The 23,462-nt window shown below is 39.0% G+C and carries 23 protein-coding genes and 1 riboswitch; of the genes, 18 read left to right on the plus strand and 5 right to left on the minus strand.

Translation table 11 applies throughout. The features are described 5' to 3' along the window. Positions 1–209: 209 nt before the first annotated feature. The 4 genes from AA0Y26_RS08010 to AA0Y26_RS08025 form a co-directional block, all read right to left on the minus strand. Positions 210–797 carry a TetR/AcrR family transcriptional regulator gene (locus AA0Y26_RS08010; protein ID WP_413366699.1) on the minus strand — a complete coding sequence of 196 codons (588 nt, stop codon included), beginning with the start codon at positions 795–797 and terminating at the stop codon, positions 210–212. A 14-nt stretch (positions 798–811) separates the two neighbouring features. After that, entirely contained in the window at positions 812–1,519 is a 708-nt protein-coding gene (locus AA0Y26_RS08015) for an MBL fold metallo-hydrolase (protein ID WP_413366701.1), read from the minus strand. Between the two features lie 242 nt (positions 1,520–1,761). Beyond that, positions 1,762–2,418, minus strand: a complete 657-nt coding sequence (locus AA0Y26_RS08020; protein WP_413366703.1) for a histidine phosphatase family protein — start codon at positions 2,416–2,418, stop codon at positions 1,762–1,764. 242 nt (positions 2,419–2,660) lie between these two features. Next, complete coding sequence (locus AA0Y26_RS08025) at positions 2,661–3,251, minus strand: hypothetical protein (protein ID WP_413366704.1); 591 nt, start codon at positions 3,249–3,251, stop codon at positions 2,661–2,663. A gap of 173 nt (positions 3,252–3,424) precedes the next feature. Here AA0Y26_RS08025 and AA0Y26_RS08030 point away from each other — a divergent pair, with 173 nt between their 5' ends. Continuing rightward, the gene (locus AA0Y26_RS08030; protein ID WP_413366706.1) at positions 3,425–3,928 is read left to right on the plus strand and encodes an RNA polymerase sigma factor; all 504 of its coding nucleotides are present in this window, start codon (positions 3,425–3,427) and stop codon (positions 3,926–3,928) included. Beyond that, positions 3,921–4,835 (plus strand): hypothetical protein, encoded by a 915-nt coding sequence (locus AA0Y26_RS08035; protein WP_413366708.1) that lies wholly within the window; start codon positions 3,921–3,923, stop codon positions 4,833–4,835. The genes AA0Y26_RS08030 and AA0Y26_RS08035 overlap by 8 nt, the downstream gene beginning before the upstream one ends. A gap of 190 nt (positions 4,836–5,025) precedes the next feature. On the opposite strand, the gene proS is transcribed toward AA0Y26_RS08035, so the two are convergent. Further along, a complete protein-coding gene (proS, locus tag AA0Y26_RS08040; protein ID WP_413366710.1) occupies positions 5,026–6,462 on the minus strand; it encodes a proline--tRNA ligase in 1,437 nt (478 codons plus the stop codon). A gap of 635 nt (positions 6,463–7,097) precedes the next feature. Between proS and AA0Y26_RS08045 the strand changes: the two genes are divergently transcribed. From AA0Y26_RS08045 to AA0Y26_RS08120, 16 genes are all read left to right on the plus strand, one after another. Then, on the plus strand, positions 7,098–7,295 hold the full coding sequence (locus AA0Y26_RS08045; RefSeq protein WP_413366712.1) for an acetyltransferase: 198 nt from the start codon (positions 7,098–7,100) through the stop codon (positions 7,293–7,295). Between the two features lie 936 nt (positions 7,296–8,231). After that, complete coding sequence (locus AA0Y26_RS08050; protein WP_413366713.1) at positions 8,232–8,444, plus strand: helix-turn-helix transcriptional regulator; 213 nt, start codon at positions 8,232–8,234, stop codon at positions 8,442–8,444. Continuing rightward, a complete protein-coding gene (locus AA0Y26_RS08055) occupies positions 8,425–8,922 on the plus strand; it encodes a DUF3278 domain-containing protein (protein WP_413366715.1) in 498 nt (165 codons plus the stop codon). The genes AA0Y26_RS08050 and AA0Y26_RS08055 overlap by 20 nt, the downstream gene beginning before the upstream one ends. Before the next feature lie 328 nt (positions 8,923–9,250). Then, positions 9,251–10,039 carry a YwqG family protein gene (locus tag AA0Y26_RS08060; RefSeq protein ID WP_413366717.1) on the plus strand — a complete coding sequence of 263 codons (789 nt, stop codon included), beginning with the start codon at positions 9,251–9,253 and terminating at the stop codon, positions 10,037–10,039. Positions 10,040–10,421: 382 nt separating this feature from the next. Next, complete coding sequence (locus AA0Y26_RS08065; protein WP_413366719.1) at positions 10,422–11,048, plus strand: nitroreductase family protein; 627 nt, start codon at positions 10,422–10,424, stop codon at positions 11,046–11,048. 138 nt (positions 11,049–11,186) lie between these two features. Next, positions 11,187–11,615, plus strand: a complete 429-nt coding sequence (locus AA0Y26_RS08070; RefSeq protein ID WP_413366721.1) for a MarR family winged helix-turn-helix transcriptional regulator — start codon at positions 11,187–11,189, stop codon at positions 11,613–11,615. Positions 11,616–11,939: 324 nt separating this feature from the next. Beyond that, the gene (locus tag AA0Y26_RS08075) at positions 11,940–12,275 is read left to right on the plus strand and encodes a hypothetical protein (RefSeq protein ID WP_413366723.1); all 336 of its coding nucleotides are present in this window, start codon (positions 11,940–11,942) and stop codon (positions 12,273–12,275) included. A gap of 162 nt (positions 12,276–12,437) precedes the next feature. Continuing rightward, positions 12,438–12,989 (plus strand): pentapeptide repeat-containing protein, encoded by a 552-nt coding sequence (locus AA0Y26_RS08080; RefSeq protein ID WP_413366725.1) that lies wholly within the window; start codon positions 12,438–12,440, stop codon positions 12,987–12,989. A 104-nt stretch (positions 12,990–13,093) separates the two neighbouring features. Further along, positions 13,094–13,208: riboswitch (TPP riboswitch) on the plus strand. Positions 13,209–13,442: 234 nt separating this feature from the next. Further along, a complete protein-coding gene (gene thiC / locus AA0Y26_RS08085) occupies positions 13,443–15,227 on the plus strand; it encodes a phosphomethylpyrimidine synthase ThiC (protein WP_413366727.1) in 1,785 nt (594 codons plus the stop codon). Positions 15,228–15,396: 169 nt separating this feature from the next. Continuing rightward, complete coding sequence (locus AA0Y26_RS08090) at positions 15,397–16,026, plus strand: YdeI/OmpD-associated family protein (protein ID WP_413366729.1); 630 nt, start codon at positions 15,397–15,399, stop codon at positions 16,024–16,026. Between the two features lie 464 nt (positions 16,027–16,490). Then, positions 16,491–16,700 carry a hypothetical protein gene (locus tag AA0Y26_RS08095; RefSeq protein WP_413366731.1) on the plus strand — a complete coding sequence of 70 codons (210 nt, stop codon included), beginning with the start codon at positions 16,491–16,493 and terminating at the stop codon, positions 16,698–16,700. 655 nt (positions 16,701–17,355) lie between these two features. After that, the gene (locus AA0Y26_RS08100; RefSeq protein ID WP_413366732.1) at positions 17,356–17,733 is read left to right on the plus strand and encodes a DUF2750 domain-containing protein; all 378 of its coding nucleotides are present in this window, start codon (positions 17,356–17,358) and stop codon (positions 17,731–17,733) included. Between the two features lie 241 nt (positions 17,734–17,974). Further along, positions 17,975–18,577, plus strand: coding sequence for a hypothetical protein (locus AA0Y26_RS08105; protein WP_413366734.1), 603 nt, complete (start codon positions 17,975–17,977; stop codon positions 18,575–18,577). 164 nt (positions 18,578–18,741) lie between these two features. Beyond that, positions 18,742–20,067, plus strand: a complete 1,326-nt coding sequence (locus tag AA0Y26_RS08110; RefSeq protein ID WP_413366736.1) for an amidohydrolase family protein — start codon at positions 18,742–18,744, stop codon at positions 20,065–20,067. Positions 20,068–20,218: 151 nt separating this feature from the next. Further along, on the plus strand, positions 20,219–20,506 hold the full coding sequence (locus AA0Y26_RS08115; RefSeq protein ID WP_413366738.1) for a YfzA family protein: 288 nt from the start codon (positions 20,219–20,221) through the stop codon (positions 20,504–20,506). Between the two features lie 655 nt (positions 20,507–21,161). Then, positions 21,162–23,243, plus strand: coding sequence for a GAF domain-containing protein (locus tag AA0Y26_RS08120; RefSeq protein WP_413366740.1), 2,082 nt, complete (start codon positions 21,162–21,164; stop codon positions 23,241–23,243). Positions 23,244–23,462 lie beyond the last annotated feature (219 nt).

Raw genomic sequence — 23,462 nt, forward strand, 5'->3', positions numbered from 1 at the left:
ATATCCGGTGAAAATCTGCTCAAGTTCAATACAAACTTTTAAGTAGTGCCAAAGGGATAAATAAGTGATCAGAAGAGCAGGGGTGAATGATTTACCATGCTCATACGTTCCTATGAGAATCTAATCTTTTTTATTATAATGATAAATCAATTAGCATCACATTGGATCTCTCGGTTTCAAATGCCTTATTCTTAAAATGGACAACCACTCTAATCAGTCATTTTTTCTCTCCTGCTTATGGAATGAATACCTTCGACAAAGGTGTTGATTAAAATGGTCAAACTTTGATCGATGTCTAATGGCATGCCGAACCCTCCCATTTGCTCAAGCGATGTAAAGCCGTGCAAAATGCTCCGTAATCCTCTTACTATGTGAATAGCCATCTCTTCGCTCAACTCATATATTTCAAGAACACGTACAACAAGCTGCAGGATAGCCTGTTGATGATGTGCGAATTCCTCATTCAGGGAATGGGGAATCCGAGTGGCTGCCATATAGAGCCCTGGGTGCTTCCTGACAAATTCAACATAGGCTCTGCTGATGGAATGAATCGCTTCATCACCAGATTTACCGATGCCAGCAAGCAGCATATATTCATAAAGGCCTTTCAAGCCTTGGATGGCTAACAGCTGCTTCAGGTCATCCAGACTATTCACGTGGTTATATAAGGAAGGTGGGCGAATCTCCAATTCCTTTGCTAGCAGGCTAAAGGACAGATAATCGAGTCCATTTTTATCAATCATTTCCGTTGATTTTTGTAAAATAATTTCCAAATCGATTTTTGCACGACGAGACATATCCATTACACTTCCTACTTTAATAATTTTTCAGCTTCATTAATGGCCTGCATCATGGCCTGAGTGGGCTCTACAATCATTTTTCCATGGCCTGCAGCAAGCAATGCAGGCTGAAGCGCCGCTAATTTTTTTGCACTGTTAATCGCTTTCTCCTTATTCCAAGTAGCCAATGCCGGGAAGGGAAAGGAGGGGACGACCAAGCCGGAAACAGCCACTTTTCCCCGCGTTTGAAAAGCGTCTCCCACTATTAAACCAGCGTTACGCTTATCGAGCAATGCGATCGATCCAGGGGTGTGTCCAGGGGAAGCAATAACTTCCAATGAACCGATATAGTCACCTTCCATCAGCAATCTGTCCGGTTTAGTCAAGATGTTTTTAGGCACTCCTCCTCGGATAGGAGATGCGGGTTCACCTTCTAACAGCGTTGTATCACCTGCGAGCAGCATTGCATCACGTGTAGAAATGCTTACCTCAATATCCGGCAATAGCTTTTTTATCGCATCTAAAGCCCCTACATGATCTGAGTGGGCATGTGTAAGGATGAGCTTTGTAATAGGCTTACCAATTTTCAGCGAGGCACGGATAATTCCCTTTACACTATAAGGCATGGCGGCATCAATCAGCGTCAGTTCCTGTTCTTCTTCAACCAAATAGCAGTTTACAGGAAATAATCGAGGCATAAAAGAAAGCTGAAACAGAGTGTTGCTTTTTGTAATTTTCATATGGAAACTCCTTAAACTAATATGATTAGTTAATTAACTATTGATATTAGTTTATGTGCCGAGGGAATAATTGTCAACCTTTTGTGGGAATAAATTGGCTGCTTTGTTTTAGGGAACTATCCACCCTTTCATTGATCTGATCTGTAATTAATAGCTGTGCTGATGACTTCCAGGGGAATGAGTGTACCGTATTATGTATCATGCAATTTGAAATATCCTTACCCCAGCTTCGTTCTTCACCCTTAAGATTCATGTATATTTCGATGTGTTATATCACCCTCTAGGTTGATCTCCAGCTCTCTATTTTTAACTTCGATAATTGTTAAACTCGTATCATGTATAAAAGGGGGGGTCCATAACTCCTCAATAGATAGCTTTTTGCAATGCAATAACAATGCCTTTATGAATACTGTGTGCGTGACAACAAGAATATTTCCATCATCGTGCTCCGAATGTATCCGCTTTAAAAAATTAGCAACCCTTTCTTGCACCTGAGAGAAGCTTTCTCCTGTATTAGCAGTATAAAGGTGGGGGGTGTTCCAGAATGTATGATATTCTTTCGAATAGTTTTGTTTTAGATAGTCGTGTGTTTGTCCCTCCCATTCTCCTAAATTGATTTCGCGGAGATTCTCATCTTCTATTATTGGCTGGTTTTTGCCGCCTATTATGAACGAGGCAGTCTTGACTGTCCGCTTACTCGGGCTTGCATAGATAGACTGAAAATCTATCTCCTTCAATCTGTTCCCCAGCGCTATTGCATTTTTTATTCCAGCCTCTGTTAACTCTGAGTCATTCCATCCCTGCATCCTTTTTTCCGTATTCCATATCGTTTCCCCGTGTCTTGTTACGAAAAGTCTTAACAATAATTTCCACTCCCTTTTTGGATTTTTGAAATTCACAAAAATCCAATTTTATACAATAGTATAAACAATGTTATTATTAGTACACAAATGGCAGGGATTATAAATGGGTACTTTCAATTAGTTAAACCTTGATAAACAGCGATTTCGTAAAATGAGCTTTCCATGTACAAGTGCTCCTGCTATTCAGAACAGTATAATACCTCAATAACCGGAAAAGCCCGGACACATTTTATACATGTCCAGGCAATCTATTTCTTTTCAAATATGTCACAATTGACTTAGTGTTTATTTTCTTCCTCTTCCCGTTCTTTTTTAATTTCCTCAATCTGCTTCATCTGCTTTTGATACTCCTCTTCCATTTCAGAGGTGGCTGGAAGGAAGGCCTCGTTATTATAGTCGATTCGCTTTCCGTAACGAATCATTTCATAAATAATCATGCCATTGTTTGGCTTCCCGTTGACAGTCTTCATCGGTACGATATCGAATAATACATAATAGAATGCATAAAAAATAAAGCGGTCCCAAAACGTTTTGTACTCCTCCATCCATCCATTAGCGATTAGAAAATTGATAAGGATGGCAAGGGTGAGATTGGTGAGAATTGGTCCTGCATAGATACAAATATAGGCCAATTTACTTTCCCGTTTTAACCCATCATATGAAAACCAGCTGTACACATGGTAATATTTCCGGATATCGATCATTCCGACCTTCCGTACCCGTGGGCCGGAGCCAATTGTCAGCCTGGGATTGATGACACCAAACAACCAGCTGACAATTAGATAGCCTGCCTCCCGCAGGAAGATGACGACGGGCAGGATGATAAATGCAGAAATGATGAGCGACAACAGGTCCGATAGTGCAAACATATAGTCACATCCTAACGCATTGCTCGAAGGCTCCTTCTATTAGTACCCGCTATAGAGGAAATAAATCAGAAAGAAATGTATTTCAAAATTTATGTATTATTGGTTTTATTTAATAATGGGTGAGTAAAAGCAGAGATTTAATCGTCTAGGTTGATAACTAGGAGGTGAAAAGGTTGTTTCAGTTAGAGCACCATTACGAAATGCATAGTGATCAAATCTATCAATTTTTATATTTTATGACATTAGACGTACAGTTGGCAGAAGATCTCATGCAGGAGACATTTATTCGGGCTTATGAAGCAAAGCATACATATCGCGGGGATTCAAATGTATTAACATGGCTGCGAACTATTGCTAAAAATATAGCATATGACCATTTTAAGCGAAAAAGGAAAATCCGATTTATTTCATTTACCAAAAGTGAGGAAGATGTCGCTCTAACCCTTTCACCAGAGCAGCTTTTTTCCATTGAAGAAGAGAAAAGAGCGCTTTATCAGGCAATTGCAAGCTTGAAATTTGATTATCGAATAGCCATTGTTTTACGAAAAATTGAGGGTCTTTCGATTAAAGAAACGGCGGCAGTTTTAGGTTGGAACGAAGCAAAGGTAAAAAATACTACGGAGCGAGGCATGAAGGCTCTTGAAAAGAAGATGACAGGAGGAGCAGCATATGGATAAAGAACTGGCACAGTTACAGGCACCGAAACGTACGCAAGCAGCTAAACAAAGCTCTTTTAACAAGATTCACGCAGTAATTAATCGGCGTCAAAAATATCAAAAGCGCAGCTATTATGGTGTTTTTGCAGCTGCTGTCATCCTATTTGTTTTTCTAATAGCCTCTTTCTTTAACGGCCCGCAGCATGTAAATGAAACTGCTGCTGCCAGCCCTTTAACGATTGAAAAAGGATATGTCACAGCAAACGATTCAACCGCTGATTTAACAGGCATGATAAATTGGTATTACTTCGATAAAAATAAAATAGACGAAGAGGGTTTGTCCCTGCTCCAGCCATTTGTGACAAGGCTATATGAGTTGGATAACTCTATAAGTGAATTGCCTGAAACGCCAGGACAGCAGCTGCTTTTAGTGATGTCTAAGGAATCTGCGGCACAACTTGCTGTACTCACCTATGACGCTCAATATTTATTGGTCGATATGAATACAAAACAATCTTTACCTCTTACGATTGAGGAAGCAAGGGACATTGAAATAATGATGTCTGATTTCGCGGAAAGATCATTGGCTGGTCTAGGGCGATTAATAGTACTTTCTTATTTAATTGTAGTATACATTGCGATTGTTTTGCACATTAGCCCTAAAAGGAAAGAAAGATTGGAAGGGCAAAAGTGGCGGGCTTACTTCTTCACAGGGATTGGCATGTATATTGTCTACATGTTAGCAAATGGCTTGAGCCTCTATTATTTTCATGCCTCCAACGGACTATTTATAGCAAGCATGATGGCTATGCTATTGCTGATCAAGAGGCTAATTGAGTACTACAACGGCCGATTTGAAAGCTCTATTTACGAAGTGCCTATTTTATTTTTGTTCACTATAGTATTTACCTTTATAAAATGCCTATAAAATAGGTGTCTTGTTATATTGGAGAACATTTTACTGGTGTTAAGTCTGTTGATTATCGTATGTTCTGTAGCGAGCGGTATTAGCGGGTGGACCATTGAGGCTTATTTATTGAGTTTATAGGATGAAAACAAAAATAGAACGGCAGCGGGTTAGCTGCCGTTTTGCTGTTTGTATATTTCTTTAATCAAAACTAATATGCACGCGCAAACCAAACCGTATGTTGTGCTTCTTTGCCGCAGTGAATGCATGTATGCTTTGTTGTCGGCGGGTTAAACGGAATGTTGCGTGTTGTAAACTTAGTTTTTTCTTTTACATCTTCTTCGCAAGCATCGTCCCCACACCAGCCTGCTAATATCCAGCCTGGAATTGTGCCGTTTTCCTCAGATTCTGCTAAATGCTGCTCCAGCTGTGCCATCGTATCGATATGAGTATGGGAATTCTCCGCACGGAAAGCCTTTGCTTTTTCAAAAAGGCGCGCTTGCATTGTTTCAAGCTCTTTTTCAATGCTTTCAACAATTGACTCTAAAGGTACGGCGATTTTTTCTTCTTCATCACGAGCCTTTAGTAAAGCCTGGTTATTTTCTAAGTCACGAGGGCCAAGCTCAATACGTACAGGAACCCCTTTTAGCTCCCATTCATTAAATTTATAGCCCGGTGATTGATCAGAATCATCAAGACGAACGCGAATTCCTTTTGCTTTTAAAGCGGCAAAAATTTCATCTAATTTCTCGATGATTGCCGGGTTCTTTTTCCATGGGCCTACTGGAATCAAAATTACTTGCGTCGGCGCTATTCTAGGCGGCAGGACAAGACCTTGTTCATCACCGTGAACCATGATGACCGAACCAATTAAACGTGTGGATGTTCCCCAAGATGTCGTATGCACATATTCATGCTTATTTTCTTTCGTTAAATATTTAATATCAAATGCTTCTGCGAATTTTGTGCCTAAGTAGTGGGAAGTACCTGCTTGTACCGCTTTTCCATCTTTCATCATTGCCTCAATGGAGAATGTATCTACAGCACCGGCAAAGCGTTCTGATGGCGTCTTTTGGCCGTCGTAAACTGGGATGGCAAGCAATCCTTCTACAACTTCTTTATAAATCGTCAGCATTTGCATCGTTTCTTTTCGTGCATCTTCTTCATCGACGTGGGCAGTATGACCTTCTTGCCATAAAAATTCTGAAGTACGGATGAATGGAAGAGTTTTCTTTTCCCAGCGGAATACATTCGCCCATTGGTTAATTAAAACAGGCAGGTCCCGGTAGCTCTTAATCCAGCTTGAATACAGATGTCCGATCATTGTTTCGGAAGTGGGGCGCAGTGCTAAACGTTCCTCTAATTTTTCACCGGCTGCTTCTGTTACCCAAGGCAGCTCCGGTGAGAAGCCTTCAATATGATCCTTTTCCTTTTGAAAGAATGATTCGGGAATTAACATTGGGAAATAGGCATTGCGGTGGCCGGTTTCTTTAAAGCGCTTGTCCATCTCTGTTTGGATATGCTCCCATAATTCATAGCCGTCTGGCTTAAAGGCGATACAACCGCGAACTGGCGTGTAATCCATTAAATCAGCTTTTTGAATCGTATCAATATACCACTTTGAAAAATCATTTGTTTTTTGAGACATCGTTTTTTCCTCCTTAGAAATGAAATAATTAAGAATAAAAAAAGCATAAAGCGTCCTAAAAAGGACGTCTTTATGCTCATAGACGTGGTACCACCTTCGTTTGACATTAATAATAAATATTAAGTCCTCGATCCGTTTGTAACGAAACGACCCGGTTAGCTTTTACCTAACATCTCCGTGGCAGGGTTCAATAAGAAGGGGTGATATAGCTTTCAGCCTAGGCTATATTTTCTGTCTCACAATTCCTATTTACTTGATCACATCATCGATTACATATTTACCAAATACTATATCAATTTGCAAAATGGAATTCAACATTCTTCTTTTACGATTTTATTTCCTGCCTTAGTAAGCTATTGCAGTTTTTTTAATGCTGAACGTTTAATAGAGGGTTTAGGTACACTAATTGACTGAAATCCCAGAATGATATACTGGTGGGTTCGTTGTGATACTCCATCAGGCTGTATTATTGATGAACTTATTCGAACGTTCTTATAAAAGTAGAGTCTTGCTTGCTAATAGAGAGAAATGGTTAAATAATAAAAGGAAACTAATTTCCTTTTATTTCGTAATTAGTATAGAAGAATAAGAATTGGTACTGATATTGCCAGTTTTGGTGGATTGGAGAGAGAAAGATGGAAGAAAAACAATGTCCTAAATGTAATAACAGCCAAATCGAGAAGGGAATGATTGGGTCGGGAAATGCTGTCGTTCAAATGTTTTCCTACAATAATCCAAGAAGTCTATCGTCACCCATTTCCTCCTATTACTGCTCTAATTGCGGTTATGTATTAGGCTTATATGTGGAGAATCCTGAAAATAGTAAGAAGTAATAGTAAAGCAGCGGCTGCTTTATTGGAATAAGGACTGCAAAGGATCAAACTTTTTATAAAAGCCTAATTTCATCCTGCTGGATAAGAGTCCATTTTGATCAATCTTTTCAAAATGGCTTCTTTTTATTTAGTGTAAATTGTGAGGTTGCGTGGTGTTAATAAAAAGTAGGTTAAAAATTATGCGGCAGTATATAGATTTCTCTTGTTCTGTAAACGTGCCAGATTGAAGAGACTTGCATCTGGACCAAATGAGAGGTAATTGAAACTAGGTGACTTCGCTTTAACAAAAAGTAGAGTAATTTACATATGTTTTTTATGTATCAATTTAGGGGGAATAAAACTTGGCTGTTACGGTTGGGTTAAGGCTGCAAATTATTTTTCTCTTGTTTATTACGATATTCAACGTTGGCAGAGTATTCGTTATCGAAAAGTATTCTGTTTATCCTATTGCTCTATTAGAGTTATCTATTGGCATAGTGAGCTTCTTTTGCGGCTTATACAGTCTGATTAAATGTAAAAAACCTATACTTTCGTTGTTTGTTACAGTTTTTGGACTATTTATATGTATATTTTTTGTTTATATATATTTATTGCCGGAAGCGGGAATACCACCGGCAATTCCTTGGCTATATCCCGATATGTGACAGTAGGTGCATTCCTTAACACTGACTATATAGGTGAACTGCGGGAATTGCTGTGTCAGATTTTTGAGTAAACGTAATGACAAAAAGACTTTGCAGGGAATAAATATAGCTTATAGAAGTGCGTATTTATAAGAAGAGATCGCCCCATACGGCGGTCTTTTTATATTGATTTTAAGAGGAAACAATAAACGTGCACTTCTTACTATTGAAAAATAATGTCATATATAATTGACATTAAATCGAAATGTCACATATAATGTACTTATATAAGGTGAATGAAAGGGTGTTTGGCTTGAATAGAGTCAAAGAGTATAGGAAACATTGCAACTTTACTCAGATTGAACTTGCTAAAAGGGTAGGCGTAGCAAGACAAACCATTAATTTAATTGAAAATGATAAGTACAATCCCTCTTTATCTTTGTGTATTGCCTTAGCAAAGGAACTTAATACAGACCTTAATACTTTATTTTGGGAGGAGAATACTAATGAAGAATCAAATTCTTAATCGTTTTATCGGAGTACTAGACGATCGAGATGAATATCAGCGTTATGAAATATATAAGGAGTTAGCCTTTTCTGGAATTTTGTTATGGTATTTATCCATGTTTTTAATGTTCATCAGTCTTATAATGGATACAATTCATAACACACTATCGTTTGCGACGCCTTCACTTTTCCTGATTAATATGGTTTACGCAACTATGACTGTTATTAAAATAAGAAAAAAACATCTGGATGAAACAGATTGTGCTTCTATTGAAGAATACGAAGAAAAGAAAAAACAATTGAAGAAAGCATCCTCTTTGGCTGGTTTCCAGTGGGGATTGTTTATGTTAGTTTTTATGGAATATGTATCACCATATCTTTCGACTGGTGAAATAGATGTCAGATGGTGGAATGTTTTAATTTGGGGTCTTGGCGGAATATTCTTTGGGGTGACGATGTATTGGTTTTCAAAATCGAAGCTCCAGAAACATTTTTGATGGAATGGCCGTTTTTGCATAAGTCGTGTTAACTCCAAATATGGATTAACGCTTTTATCCACCGGCTTATTTTACAGCACGGGCAGCATTTTTGTCATACATAGGATAACGGCGAGTTTGTAAGGAAGGGTAGTTTTAGTAGTAGGCAGCTCTTAAAAAGTAAAGGCGGTTATACTTGACTTGATAAATCATATAAGAGTGCAGTTCTGGAGCAGAATTGCGCTCTTTCCTTATGCAGCAAGCTATTCATTAATGTAAGAAACTTTCTTCACCTGTGCAACGTATCAATATTGATAGAATTAGAATAAAAATACAGGAGGTAAAGAAATTGCAAGATTTACAGAAACTATTGCAAAAATACGGGTTACTTCACAAAGAGGCAGCTATTTTAAATGCAGCAAGGCCATCAATTAAAATGATGAAAAATAAAGTGAAGGAAGAGCAAATTCCGTTAGGCTCCTCTAAAATCGGTGGTCTCCCGGATATGCCGGAAGACTGGGAGTTTCCAACATACAATAATAGCTCACTCTCTTTTTTAGGACAGTTCAATTTAAAAGAGCTTACGTCATATGACGTTGAAGAGAATCTTCCAAGCAGTGGAATCCTTTATGTATTTTATGATGTAGTAGAGCAGCCATGGGGATTTAGAGAAGATGAAGGATGTTTTAAGGTTTTATACTTTGACGGTGATGAAAAAGAATTAAAAAGGAAGGATTACCCGGAAGAAACAGAAGACTACTTCCCATTACCTGTCTTTAAGGCGGCCTTCGCAAACCAGATGACTTTACCTGAGTATCCAGAAGATATGGAATTTAGTGATGAAGATGAAGATAACTACTCTGAAATGAGACAGGAACTTACCCAGCCAAGTGATGAGCAAGGGAATTATGAACCGGCTCACTATATGTTAGGATATCCATTTAGCATTCAAAATGATGTATTTGATGTGTTTGATCTACAACCAGAAGAAGCTGTTCTTCTTCTGCAGATCGATTCGGATGAAGAAGATTTAGAATTGCTATGGGGAGATTCCGGCATTATTTATTTCTGCATAGATAAAGTCTCATTAGCTAATAAACAATTCGATAAAGTTCAGTTTACATTGCAGTGTTTCTAATTCTAAAGCAAGAGGGTATGTCCAAGAAATCTTTCTTGGACAGCCCTTTTTTTGATTTTACTCTGGCTATGTAAAAAATGAAGAATTTAAAGGGTATTGATTCAGACGACTTTGGCTTATTCCCTCAAGAACGACGATTACTGATCAGCGAAGGGAGATAACGAAACGTAAATCTGCTTGAGGATATTTTTTTTAATTAATCGTATTTCAAAATAAGTTAGTTTGTTACCGAAAATGTAGTTGATTTGATCCACTTTGCACAAACTATATTGGAATGCTGAAGCTTAAGTGCACCTCTCAAACAAATGACTTGTCAATAATTGACCCCTCAACTATAATGGGGATGTTGTTAAAAATCTAACTATAGTAAAGGACGATAAATATGTCACAAACTAAAACACCATTAGAACAACTTATGGAGGATCGTAAATCGGTTCGTAAATATAAAGAAGGCGTGAAAATCTCTCGCGAGCAGCTGCAGCATATACTTGAGCAGGCGACAACAGCTCCTTCTTCAAGTAATATGCAGCCGTGGCGTTTCCTTGTCATTGATGACCAGGATCAAAAGAAAGAGCTGCGTGCAATTGCTAACAACCAGGAACAAGTGGAAACTTCATCTGCCATTATTGCCGTACTTGGCGATGTGAAAATGTACGAAAATGCGAAGCAGATCTATGATGCAAATGCAGAAAGAGGTTATATGCCGCGCGAGCTTGCAGATTTAATGATTACAAACTCATTAGATTTATACGGTAATGCACCTGAAGAGGTATTGAAAAATATCGTACATTTTGATGCAGGTTTGATTTCGATGCAAATTATGCTTTTAGCAAAAGATATGGGATACGACACAGTACCAATGGGCGGTTTTGATAAAGTGAAATTCGCTGAAAAATTTGCCTTACCGAAAAATGAACTACCAATCGTGCTGATTGCAATCGGAAAAGAAGCAGCACCAGCATACGGTTCATCACGCTTGCCATTTGAACAAGTTATTCGTTTTTCTTAATCATATACAAGGGGGCTATCTTGAGAGAAAGAATTCAAGGTAGCTTTTTCTCGTTTTGGGGATATATAGGTATGAAGCTTTTAGAAATGTCAGAGATAGCGTATGCTTAAAGAGAGTATAGTTAATAGGAGGGTCAGCATGTCAGCATGTCGAAACGAGTTAAGACAAGTTTTTTTGATGTTGAAAAATATCGATCGCCGGGTAACACATGCATTTGAAAAAAGAACAGCGATTAGCTTAACACGCTATGAGATTTTATATGCTTTAGAGGAAAATGACTATATGACACAAACAGCCCTGCAGCAGACGCTGGCGATTGATCAGGCCGCGATTACGCGTCATTTAAAAATCCTTGAGAAACAACAGCTGGTTATGCGGAAACGCAACGAAAAAAACAATAGGGAAGTCCTTGTTACCATTTCACCGGCAGGAATGCAGCTATTGAACGGCTGCAATATGGGCAAAGAACAGTTTATGGATGACCTATATGAGGGATTCACACCAGAGGAAATCGGGCAGCTGGCGGGGCTGATAAACCGATTAAACAAAAATGCGGAAGCTTTGTGAAATGGAGCATTCTAGACGCTTAAAACATCTTTACGTTTACTTACGGCAGTAAGCCAAAAGTAGATTGGAAGATGTTTTTTGTATAAAGGGGAAGGCGGCTGAAATGTAGAATTACACAATAAAAATGGTACATGCGCTTATTATCGATATATCCAGGCAAGAACAGATAGGCATAGGTAAATGAAAGATAAATAACAAGTGTTTTTACAGCCTGCTTGACGGTTTAATTAAATTAGTCGGGAAATTTCAGTATTAGTATAGTATATTTTTAATAGAAGAAAGAGATTTCTACATCTATGAAAAGCATTAGAAGGAGTAATTATTTTGTCACGAAAAGAACGGATCGAAAGGGAAAGAGCTCGTTTATTTACCTTTTATCATTTTGCGAAATATTATAGCTACGGTATGCTGTTCGGTATCTTCGTGCTTCTATTCACTGAAGCGAGTATGGAAGCGGACGTATCCTGGTCATGGCAGACAGGAGTAGGGATTTTATTGCTGCTGCCAAGTTTTTATTTTTATATGAGAGAAACAGAAGAGTTCAATCAGAGCGGAGGATACTTTAAGCTGGCTGTCTTTCTTACTGTGCTGATAGGGGTCCTTATGAGTATTTTTGTATGTGCATTCTTGTTTGGGATGACGGACCAATTACTAAACTAGCAGTCTATCCCAACTGCTGCAAGATATATGAATGAAGTGAATACTTTATGAAACACTACTTTTACAGCGTGTTTTTTAGAAAGTTAGGAGAGGTTCAGTATTACACGATATGATGAATATCCGCAAGTAACAATTTCAGACGCTTTTAAAGCTGAGGAAGTAATGGAATGTGTGATCCGCCACGAAGTAGTGGATGAATGGAGGCTTGAAAAATACAGCCTATCGAACGTTGTTTTTGAACATTGTGTATTTCAGGCATGTGATTTTTCAAAGTTTGATGTATCGGATGTCTTGTTCAAACATTGTGACTTATCGAACAGCAAGTGGGAAGGCGGCTATTTCTACCGTACAAACTTCGTGAATTGCAAGCTGGTAGGAACAAGCTTTGCCGAAGGGCATTTTCAAGAAACGAATTTCACGCAGTGTTTTGCCAATTATGCTGTTTTTGCGGAATCCACGTTTAACCAAACGAAATTTTCCCACTGTACGATGCAGGGAACGGATTTTTATCACGTACGGCATAACGGGCTGCAATGGGATTCGTGTGATTTGAATGATGCGAGCTTTGAGGAAACTACGTTAAAGGGACTTGATTTCAGTCAGTCGATATTTGAGGTGCTGCATGTTGACCTGAAGCAGGTACAAGGCTGCAAAATTGCCCCGGGGCAGGCTGCATTATTTGCCATGATGCTCGGAATCGAAATACGAGAATAAGCATTCAGGGCATATAGCGGCTGGAACGTCTTATTATACAAAATAGTTAGAAAATATTCTTTTATTTTCATAACACTTCCTGTATACTAAACTTGCAACTCAATAGTAATAACTAGGGGAGTCCAATGAGTTGGGCTGAGAGGGAAACGCTGTGAAGTTTCTTGACCCTTTGGACCTGATCTGGATCATGCCAGCGTAGGGAAGTTAGTGTTCTTCATGTATTAGCAAACGATTACATGTACGCTGGGTCCATTTTTATAGATGGATTCAGCTTTTTTATTGTGTAACAGCTTCTTACTGAGCAGAAAGTAAAAAAGGAGTAACACTTTTTGTTAGTAGAAATATAGACGCTGTTTAAGTTAACTGCGGTGATTCGCATCATGTATAGTTTGTTTCCCTTTGCCACTTTGTTCTGGGTCTCGTCCCCTAATACTTTTAAAGGGAGAGATTTTTATGTCAACTACTTCATTTAACAAAGCAAGCATTGCCGCTATGTCATCCTTTCCATCAAGCAAAAAAGTATATGTAACAGGTTCAAGAGCTGATCTGAACGTGCCGATGCGGGAAATCAAGCTAAGTGCGACCACTGGAGCAGCAGGAGAACAGGAGAATCCGCCGGTTCGTGTGTATGATACAAGCGGTCCTTATACCGACCCTCACTATTCAGCGGATTTTACAAAGGGGCTGCCTGCTCTCAGAGAGAAATGGATTCTTGAGCGGGGAGACGTTGAAGCGTATGAAGGGCGTCAAATCAAGCCTGAAGACAACGGCTATAAAAGTAACAATGACCCGCGTGCTACTGAAAAGGCATTTCCTGCTTTAAAACGTAAACCATTAAGAGCGAAAGCAGGGAACAATGTCACACAGCTGCATTATGCAAAGAGGGGAATCATTACACCTGAAATGGAGTTCATTGCAATCCGCGAAAATATGGACCCTGAATTTGTTCGAAGTGAAGTAGCAAGAGGACGCGCCATTATCCCTTCCAATATTAATCACCCCGAGCTGGAGCCGATGATTATAGGACGCAATTTTCATGTCAAAATTAATGCGAACATCGGCAATTCAGCTGTGTCCTCTACGATCGAGGAAGAGGTTGAAAAAATGCTTTGGGCGACACGTTGGGGAGCGGATACAATGATGGACCTTTCGACAGGGAAAAACATTCACACAACACGGGAATGGATTATTCGAAACGCTGCTGTTCCGGTTGGTACCGTGCCGATTTATCAAGCGCTTGAAAAAGTAAATGGGATAGCAGAAAATCTCACATGGGAGGTTTATCGTGATACATTAATCGAACAAGCAGAGCAAGGGGTGGATTACTTCACAATTCATGCGGGAGTGCTTCTGCGTTATATCCCGTTAACAGCCAACCGTTTAACAGGTATTGTATCCCGGGGCGGGTCGATTATGGCACAGTGGTGCTTAGCTCACCACGAAGAAAGCTTCCTTTATACGCACTTTGAAGAAATATGTGAAATTATGAAAGCTTATGATGTGGCGTTTTCCCTTGGCGACGGCTTGCGGCCGGGCTCCATTCATGATGCAAATGATGAAGCACAGTTTGCGGAGCTTGAAACACTTGGTGAACTAACAAAGATTGCCTGGAAACATGATGTACAAGTGATGATTGAAGGACCGGGTCATGTGCCGATGCATCTCATAAAAGAAAATATGGATAAGCAATTGGAAATTTGCCAGGAGGCACCGTTCTACACACTAGGCCCTCTTACAACGGATATCGCACCGGGCTATGACCATATAACATCGGCAATCGGTGCTGCAATGATCGGTTGGTACGGGACGGCGATGCTGTGCTATGTGACACCAAAGGAACATTTAGGCTTACCGAACCGGAATGATGTGCGAGAAGGGGTCATCACTTACAAAATTGCCGCACATGCCGCAGATTTAGCAAAAGGGCATCCGGGTGCACAAAAAAGAGATGATGCATTATCGAAAGCCCGTTTCGAATTCCGCTGGCGCGACCAGTTCAACTTATCATTAGATCCTGAACGGGCTATGGAATATCATGATGAGACGCTGCCTGCTGAAGGGGCGAAGGTAGCGCATTTTTGTTCGATGTGCGGACCGAAGTTTTGCAGTATGAGGATCTCCCACGATATTCGGAACCAGGTAAAAGAAAACGAACTAGAAACTCAGAAAATGATTGAAGAGGGACTGAAGGAGAAGGCACAACAATTCAAAGAGGCTGGCGGGAAACTGTATCAATAGCAATCGTACTTTATTCGATGGTGTATTGAGAATGATGGAAAATAAGTTTTTGTAATCTATTTGCGTATTCTCTCTATCATCTACCCCTCGCTTTGTTTATACTTATTTTGAAATTCATTACGAAAGTAAAAGGATTGTTCAGATAAGGTTTATTCAGGAGATGATGGAGATGGAAAAGAAATTTAAGCTAACAGGAGATTTAGCGACCCGTGTTATTAATGCACCAGCAGAATTTCCGGTAGTTTCAACAAAGACTGCGCCGTTTGACCGGATTTTAGCCTTTGTATATTCGGTAGAGGAAATGGCAGGCGTTGTACGCCAAATTATTCAAGAGGATCAACTGCAGGAAGGGGCATATCTTTTCCTCCTTTATCCGAAAAAAGGCAATAAGCAATTTGATTCTTATATTGGCAGAGATGATATTTTCCCGGCATTTGATATGGATGAAGAAAAATATGTCTTTGGAAGCCCCATCAAATTTGCAAGTTTGCAGTCATTAGATGAAACGTATTCGATTTTATCGCTTAAGAAGCAGACAAAAAAGACAAAACGTACAGCGGCAAGCCAACGAGTAGGCGATTATGTAGCAGATATCCCGAAGCTTACAGCATATTTAGCGGACCAAAAAGAAGGACTAGCATTATTTGAATCACTTACACCTGGTTATCAAAAGGATTGGGCCCGCTATGTATTCAGTGCGAAGAGAGAAGAAACACAGCAGCAGCGTTTAGCAGAAATGGCACAGTTATTATCACAGGGTTATAAAACGAAGGAACATTTTCGGAAGGCACAAAAGTAATTGTGCCCTTTGGTATGGTTACTACAAGAAGGGATGTTTCATTAAGGATTAAAAGGAGCATCGGCAAAATGAAAAACCCGGAATAAGTATTCCGGGTCTGATTACACTTACATTTTGTTATCCATGACACACTGCCTCGCTTCCGCATTGTATCTTAAGATGGTCTTAAGAAAATCACGCTTTCGCTCATTCAGTATTAGTATTTGATTGTCCTTTTGAGTTAACGATCATTCGCACTCATCGGGTTAACCCTCCTAAGTCATTGGATTTGAAGTGGAATCAGTACTAGTATAGATCGATTTATATTTTTTATACGCTTTTTTAAAAATAGATACTTTACGTTTGTTCACTTGTGCATTAGCACATGCTATAATGAGGAGCTTAAGGTGATTATAGTTTTGACTTATAATTGAACGGATGCCAAGAAGAGCCTCCGCCTTGCGTTAATACATGGAGGTGTAAGAATGAATAAACGATGGACAATCGGTAAAATTATAGAATTTGTGGAGAAAAATTCGGATAGCAAACTGCTAACGACAGAATATCACGGTTTTTCCCAAAAGCTGCTTTTTAAATGTGCATGTGGAAGCAATTTTGAAAAAACATTTACAAAATTTAAAAATAACAACCAGCGTAAATGTGACGTGTGTCAGCCGCCAAAAGCGTCGCGTTAACAGTATAAGCTTGGTCATTAATGGCCGAAAACCAGAAAAATCATGAACATGATTTTTCTGGTTTTTTTTATATGGAGCAAAGAAACTTTATGAAAAAACGCGCACTTTATAACATGCGGATTCCTATTAATTTCCCATACTATCCCTATGTATAGATTCTATGGTTACGGCAATTCTTTTGTACTGCAAATAATCCGTTTCGCGCCCATTCTTTATAAAGCATTAACGTATTTGGATGAAAAAGGATAAATGCATTGATTTCTTTTTTCGATATTTCTTCATTTGGAACACCTCTTATCAATTCTACGTCATAATCAGCGTAGAAGTAGGAGGGTAAGTGATATGTAATTAGATAATTAGCTGTAGAGATATAAAAGTCTGTATACTTTTCAATCGAACAAGCGGATATCGATGAGGAGTCGTGACTTGAATATCTAAAGGTCAAGAGATGCATAATGAAATAAAATGGAGAGCTAAATCCATAAAATAAATTCAATAACTGAGCGTGTTTGAAATGTATAAAGCTGTGGGTCTTTTATTAAAACAGTCGAGGTACAATACACAAAGAGAAAAATTCATGTATATAAATGAAAATGGTGTTTTCGTCTGTTTTTTACTATAATTTTTAGAATACTGACATAAAGGACTGCTACAGATGAAATTAATGCAACGTTTTATTTTAAGCCGATCTGCTGAGAAACGACTTGTTTATTTCTATGGAATGGTCACAGTGGACGAACATGTATGGCTATTACGGGACAAAGCTGGTGATTTACTAATGTTTGAGGATAAAGCCGACTATCCATTTTTACTTCCTGTGTGGCCAAGCCGAAGCTTCGCGGAAACGGTGGCTGAAAAAATAGATGAGCCATATGAGGCGTTCAATATAACACTTTCGTCCTTTGTAGACGATTTACTTGTCCGGATAGAAAAGGACGGCGGCGCGGCAGCGATCTTTCCAAATGGCCATGATACGATTACTCAGACCCGCGAGGAAATAAAGGAAATGCTGCGTACTATTGAAAAGCAATAACGCCAGGAAATCTATATATAACTAAACGGCTGCCCTGGCAGTCGTTTCAGAGTAAAGACAAAGCCGATAATTGGCTTTGTCTTTATGTTTTTCTGATAAGTTTTATCCAGCCTGGCTTGAAAAAGCTTGTCAGACTAGGCGCGTCCCCGAACGAGGAAAATGAACTGCTGTGTTTGTTTTGATATAATTTACCATTTTATGCTAAGGTGAATTTATCATTACTATATTGGAGGATAAACAGATGCGTTACGTACGTTTTGTACCACCTACAGACCACTATGATAAGCGGATTGAAGCGGTCGATGAGGAAATATGTACCCTTATCAAAAAGCGAAAGGACCTGTCGGATGAAAATCCTGGTTTTCCTACGAAACAGCTGATTGCTTCTTGGGCAGAAAAATTTGATTTCTACGAAGACTTTTTAAACAGTCTGTTTCATAATTTCTTAAATGAAGAAATGTATAAACCACAGGTAGAGCCAGAAGGATTTGTAAAAAATATCCCGCTGTTAAAGACGTTTGAGAAAAAGGAAAAGTTTTATACGCTCACATTTGTACAACAATTTGAAAATGCCAGTGTCGTTCATTTACATATGGACGAAAATAAGCCGGTTGAAATGGAGAAAGTGCTTCACCGGCACTATCAGCATTTTGAACTTTCGGTAGAAGCGCCAGAAATAATTTATAACTGCCGGCTCGCAAGGAGCTCCGGGTCCGGTGAGCATATGTCTTACAAGTATGTTGTGTCGCCTGCCTTACCTGATGATCGTTCCAAATATACATTAGTATTTAAAGAATTTGAGGAACCTTTCGGAAAACCAACGGGATTTGAATTCAGTATGTAAAACAAAAGAAGCTTACAAATTTCTGGTGCTAAAGAAAACGTTCCTTAAAGGGAAGAGACCTTTCAAGGTTTACAAGTCTTGAAAGGCCCCTTTATCTATTTACTTGAAATGTAAAATATCTAAAATTCTATTGGAATTCAGCGAATGACTCAAGGGGGATGAACATGTGTAAATTATTAAGAGGTGGTAACGTACTCGATATAGAGACAGGTATTTTTAGCAAAAAGGATATTTTAGTGATAGGTTCACATATCATGCAAGTAGCAGAAAATATTGCCGTATTAGATACATATGAAGTGCTGGACTGTGAAGGTAAATGGATTATTCCAGGGCTACTCGATATGCACGTACACATTAAGCACAATTTTTCACCGTTTTTCACCGCATCGGGTATTACAACGGTCCGTAATACAGCAGGTAGTGTTATTGAGTTGGCGAATTTAATGGTTGATAATCCACAAGCTATCCATCCGCGTGTCATTTCTGCAGATCGTATGATTGATGGTCCTCCTGGGCTATGGGGCGATACAAGCCCATATAACCTTAATACGGATGATGAGAATGAAGCCCGCCAGGAAGTGCGAAGGCAGGTTGAAGAGGGTGCAGATTTTATAAAGGTGTACGGCTGGCTAAAGAAGAAAGTGATGGAAGCAGTAGTTGATGAAGCGAAAAAATATAACAAAGAGGTAAGCTGTGACTTACTTCATTCCACTTCAGTAAACGCTATTGATGCAGCTAATATTGGGATTCAATGGAATGAGCATTGTTCGGGTGTTGTCCAGGCAATATTCCCCGAATGGTCCATGAAAGCTGAGCAGCATGTGTGGGATGCAATTGATTGGGAGCATCCTGACGAAGAGAAGATTAGAGAAGTATGTGCAGCTATGTTAGGAAAAGGTGTAATTCTCTGTCCGACGATGACTATTTTTGATCAAATCAATTTATTAAATGATTATTGGAAATCTGATCATCCAGTAATTCGAAAAATAATGGAAAATGAAGGCTTGATGAACCAGTGGAATCAAATGCTTGGTCATCAAGCTGGACTGAAATATATGGGTTTGCAGCATGCTTATACGAAAAAAACAGCGTATATCTATCATCAAATGGGCGGCCTTGTTGTAACAGGGACAGACACACCGGCAGGGATTTTCACTTATCCAGGGATGGCTTTACACCGGGAGCTTATGCTATTTGTCGAAAGCGGCTTTACAGAGATTGAGGCATTGCGAGCAGCAACTATCAATGCAGCTAGAGCATTAAAACGAGATGATTTAGGGTGTATTAAAGAAAATACTGTAGCCGATCTTGTTATTTTAAACTGTAATCCGCTTATAAATATTGAGCATACAAGAGAAATTGATTTTGTTATCAAGGGAGGAGAAAAGCTCCAATATAAAACAATCTTCCAACACCTGATGACACCTGAACAACAGGAAAAATTTGACGAGGAGCTATTGCTTACATTCAAAGAGCATCAGTTATTATAACCGTCACAAATCGTAATACTAGCAGTGACGCTCTTTCGGTAAGTAATAGTATACGGTGTGAATAGAAATTTCTCTATTGAAAAAGTAGTAGATTTTTATAGTAGTTTATACTAAAAAGTATTTGAGTAAAAAATCGGGAGGCAATGGGAAAATGAAAGCATTTTTTTCAAAGGGCTGGGTGAGTAGTCTTATAACCTTCGTTTCCTTGCAACTGATTCTAATTTTCTTTGAAACGACTTGGTCACCGAAATTCCGAGATATGGATGGGACATTGTTCGGCAAGCTATCTGAGACGGCGCTTTTTATTGAATGGTTCGCGCCGTATGATACACCATTGTTCAACTTGTTTTCAGCTTTCTTTGCGATCGTCTTACTTCCATATACTCTACTCGGTGTCATAAGAGAGTTATTCTTTAAAAAGCAGGCTGCTAGCCGTTAAAGAGGCATTCGGTGTACAATCAGTTATAGATGAAAAATAAATAGTACTAGGAATTAAACGAAGCATTCCTTCAGCAGGAGAGGGGTGCTTTTTTATTTGGCAAATAGGAATGAGTAATTCCTGATGCTGTATGTATTTATCAAAATAATATTTTTAAAAGAACTCGTTATTCTATAATTTTGGCTGCGAATTAGACTGCAGACATGCGAAAGAATCACAAAATGAGCTGTTTGTGACTAGTATGTTTTAACAAAATCCATTTCCGCATCCATTTTAGTAAACTAATGATAGAATAAAACGAGAACAAGAATATATTGTATGGAATTGGTAATTTTATGTAGATCATGGTATTTTACTTCTTTATGTACAACTCTTCCGATCTAAATGCGGCAGATGAATGCAGGTTAGTTTCCTTTTTAGTGAAAGTGTAACCAGCTGCGAGTAAGAAGTAAAAACCTCCGGAGTGTTATGTGATTCGGAAGGGTGCTCTTGTAGAGGAAGTCAGCCTTTGTCACATCATACGATAAGGACTGAATGGTCCGTGTTTTGTGGGCCAAAGCACAAAGCCGAATCAAAAGAAAACTTCCAGGTGTCTTTAAGAATGGTTTTATAAACTTTGTCAATTCTACGATTGTTGATGATTGGGGATTTTAGAATGGAAAAAGAACAGACGAGATATTTGCGGCTTGCTAATATAACAAAAATAATAAATACAAATCTAGAGCTTCGCGAAGTATTACGTCATGTTACAACCGCAATATCTGAAGAAATTGTTCAATGTGATGCAGTAGGTATTTATTTACCGCAGGGTGATGGAACATATAGAGGGTTTGTTGGGAAACCTGAGGTGATGAGCGGACAAACACTTGATATGCAAATCATTGATCCAGCCGATGATATGCTGGCAAAAGAAGTGATTGAAACACGAAAAACAATTTATATTCATGATACCTCCCGGGATGACCGCCCTGATGAAAGACCGGTGGAGGATTTCAAAATGAAATCAATTTTGGCGCTGCCTATCGCATTCGAACAGGAGCTGTTCGGGTTAGTTTTTTTATTCAACTATGGGACTCCTATGAATTTAACGGAGCTGGAAATCCAAAGTGTAGAAGCGTATGTGAATATGGCGGCGGTTGCTATTCAAAATGCCAATATTTTAAAACAGCAGGAACGCTTGATTGCCGAAAAGCAGCTGCTGCTTGATATTACCCGTGATCTTTCGATGAGCTCCTCTATGCAGGAGAGTTTTGATAAGTGTTTTTTCTACTTGGGGAAATTATTAGATAATCATAACTTAATCGGCTACCTTCTAGAACCAAGAGACAAAAAAATACTGAGAAGCGGTAAGCTGAACAAAGGGAATGGCTGTATCGAAGGAGAGCGTTTTGAGAGGCAGGCTATTGACCAAACTTTCGTGCCTGTTATTGATCATGTAGTCGAAAAAAAAAGCGGTATTTTTATTCCGGATGTATCTATAGATAGAAGGTTAGATCATAAAGTATGTCAGCAGTTTAATATTAATAGCCTCCTTATCATGCCATTAGTTTCACTGGGCGAAGTGTTAGGCGTAATAATCGTCACTAATTTAGAAGATAAGGGTCATGAAATTTCTGAATCCCACATGACACTGGCACAATCTATAGCTGATACAACAGCTTCTTCCATTTCGAATTTGCTTCATATGGATAGGCTTGAGAATATGGTGAAAGAGCGTACAAGAGACTTAGCCACAGCGAACGAAAAGTTAACAAGTGTCATCGAAAGTATTACGGACGGTTTTATTGCATTAGATAAAGAATGGAAATATACATTTATTAATAAACATCATCATTTACCTAAAAACAAATCAGCGGAGGATGTATTAGGAAAAAACATGTGGGAAACATATCCTGAGGCAGTTGGTACGACTATTTATCAAAAATTTCATCAGGCCATGAGAGAAAGGATTCCAGTAAATTTTGAAATTCAATCTATTTACGAAGATCTGTGGTATGAGATAGCGGCATATCCCTATGAAGATGGCATTTGCTGCCTTTTGAAAAATATTACAGAGAAAAAGAAATATGAACTGGAACTAAAAAGGTTATCCGGCCTTGAATTAATCGCACAAATGGCAGCCGGCATCAGCCACGAAATACGCAATCCCATGACAACTGTGCGTGGGTTCCTGCAGCTCTTGCAAGAGAAAGTGGAATTTATCGAATATGCCAGCTATTTCCAGTTAATGATTGAAGAGCTAGATCGTGCGAATTCAATTATTACAGAATTTCTTTCGATCGGAAAAACCAAAACGTCGAGTTTACAGAGACTGGACCTGAACGAAATCATTAAAGATATTGCTCCTTTGATTATGATCGATGCGTTTAATCAAGAAAAAAACGTTGAAGTAGATACGCAGCAAACACCATTATTGCTTTTAAATGCTAATGAAATAAGACAACTAGTCATTAACCTTTCCCGCAACGGTCTGGACGCGATGACCGAGGGAGAGGTACTAACGATCAAGACTTATAAGGAAGGCAAGGATTGTGTAGTATTAGCAATTCATAATCAAGGTAAAGGCATTACCCCGGAAGTGCTGAAAAAAATGGGCACACCTTTCTTCACGACTAAGGACAGCGGTACAGGGTTGGGACTGGGTGTGTGCTACGCCATCGCTGCCCGTCATAACGCCAAAATTGAAGTGGAAACAGGGGAAGAAGGTACTACATTTTTTGTGAAGTTTTCGGTTTAGATCGGAAAGTGTTAAGGAATCGTATTTTCATAATAAGGTGATGCAGTACGGGAAATCACAATCATTATCCAAAAGAACAAAATGAACGCACCCTGTAATTTTATTCAGGAGTGAGGCGTTGACTGTTAGGAAAATCTTCATTACCAAAATAACAAACCGCACGATTACTATTCACGGTATTCGTGCGGTTTTTGCTTACTTGCCTATAGAAAAGCAGGT

It is taken from the genome of Lysinibacillus canaveralius (assembly GCF_047301505.1).
In the GTDB taxonomy this organism is placed as follows: Bacteria; Bacillota; Bacilli; order Bacillales_A; family Planococcaceae; genus Lysinibacillus_B.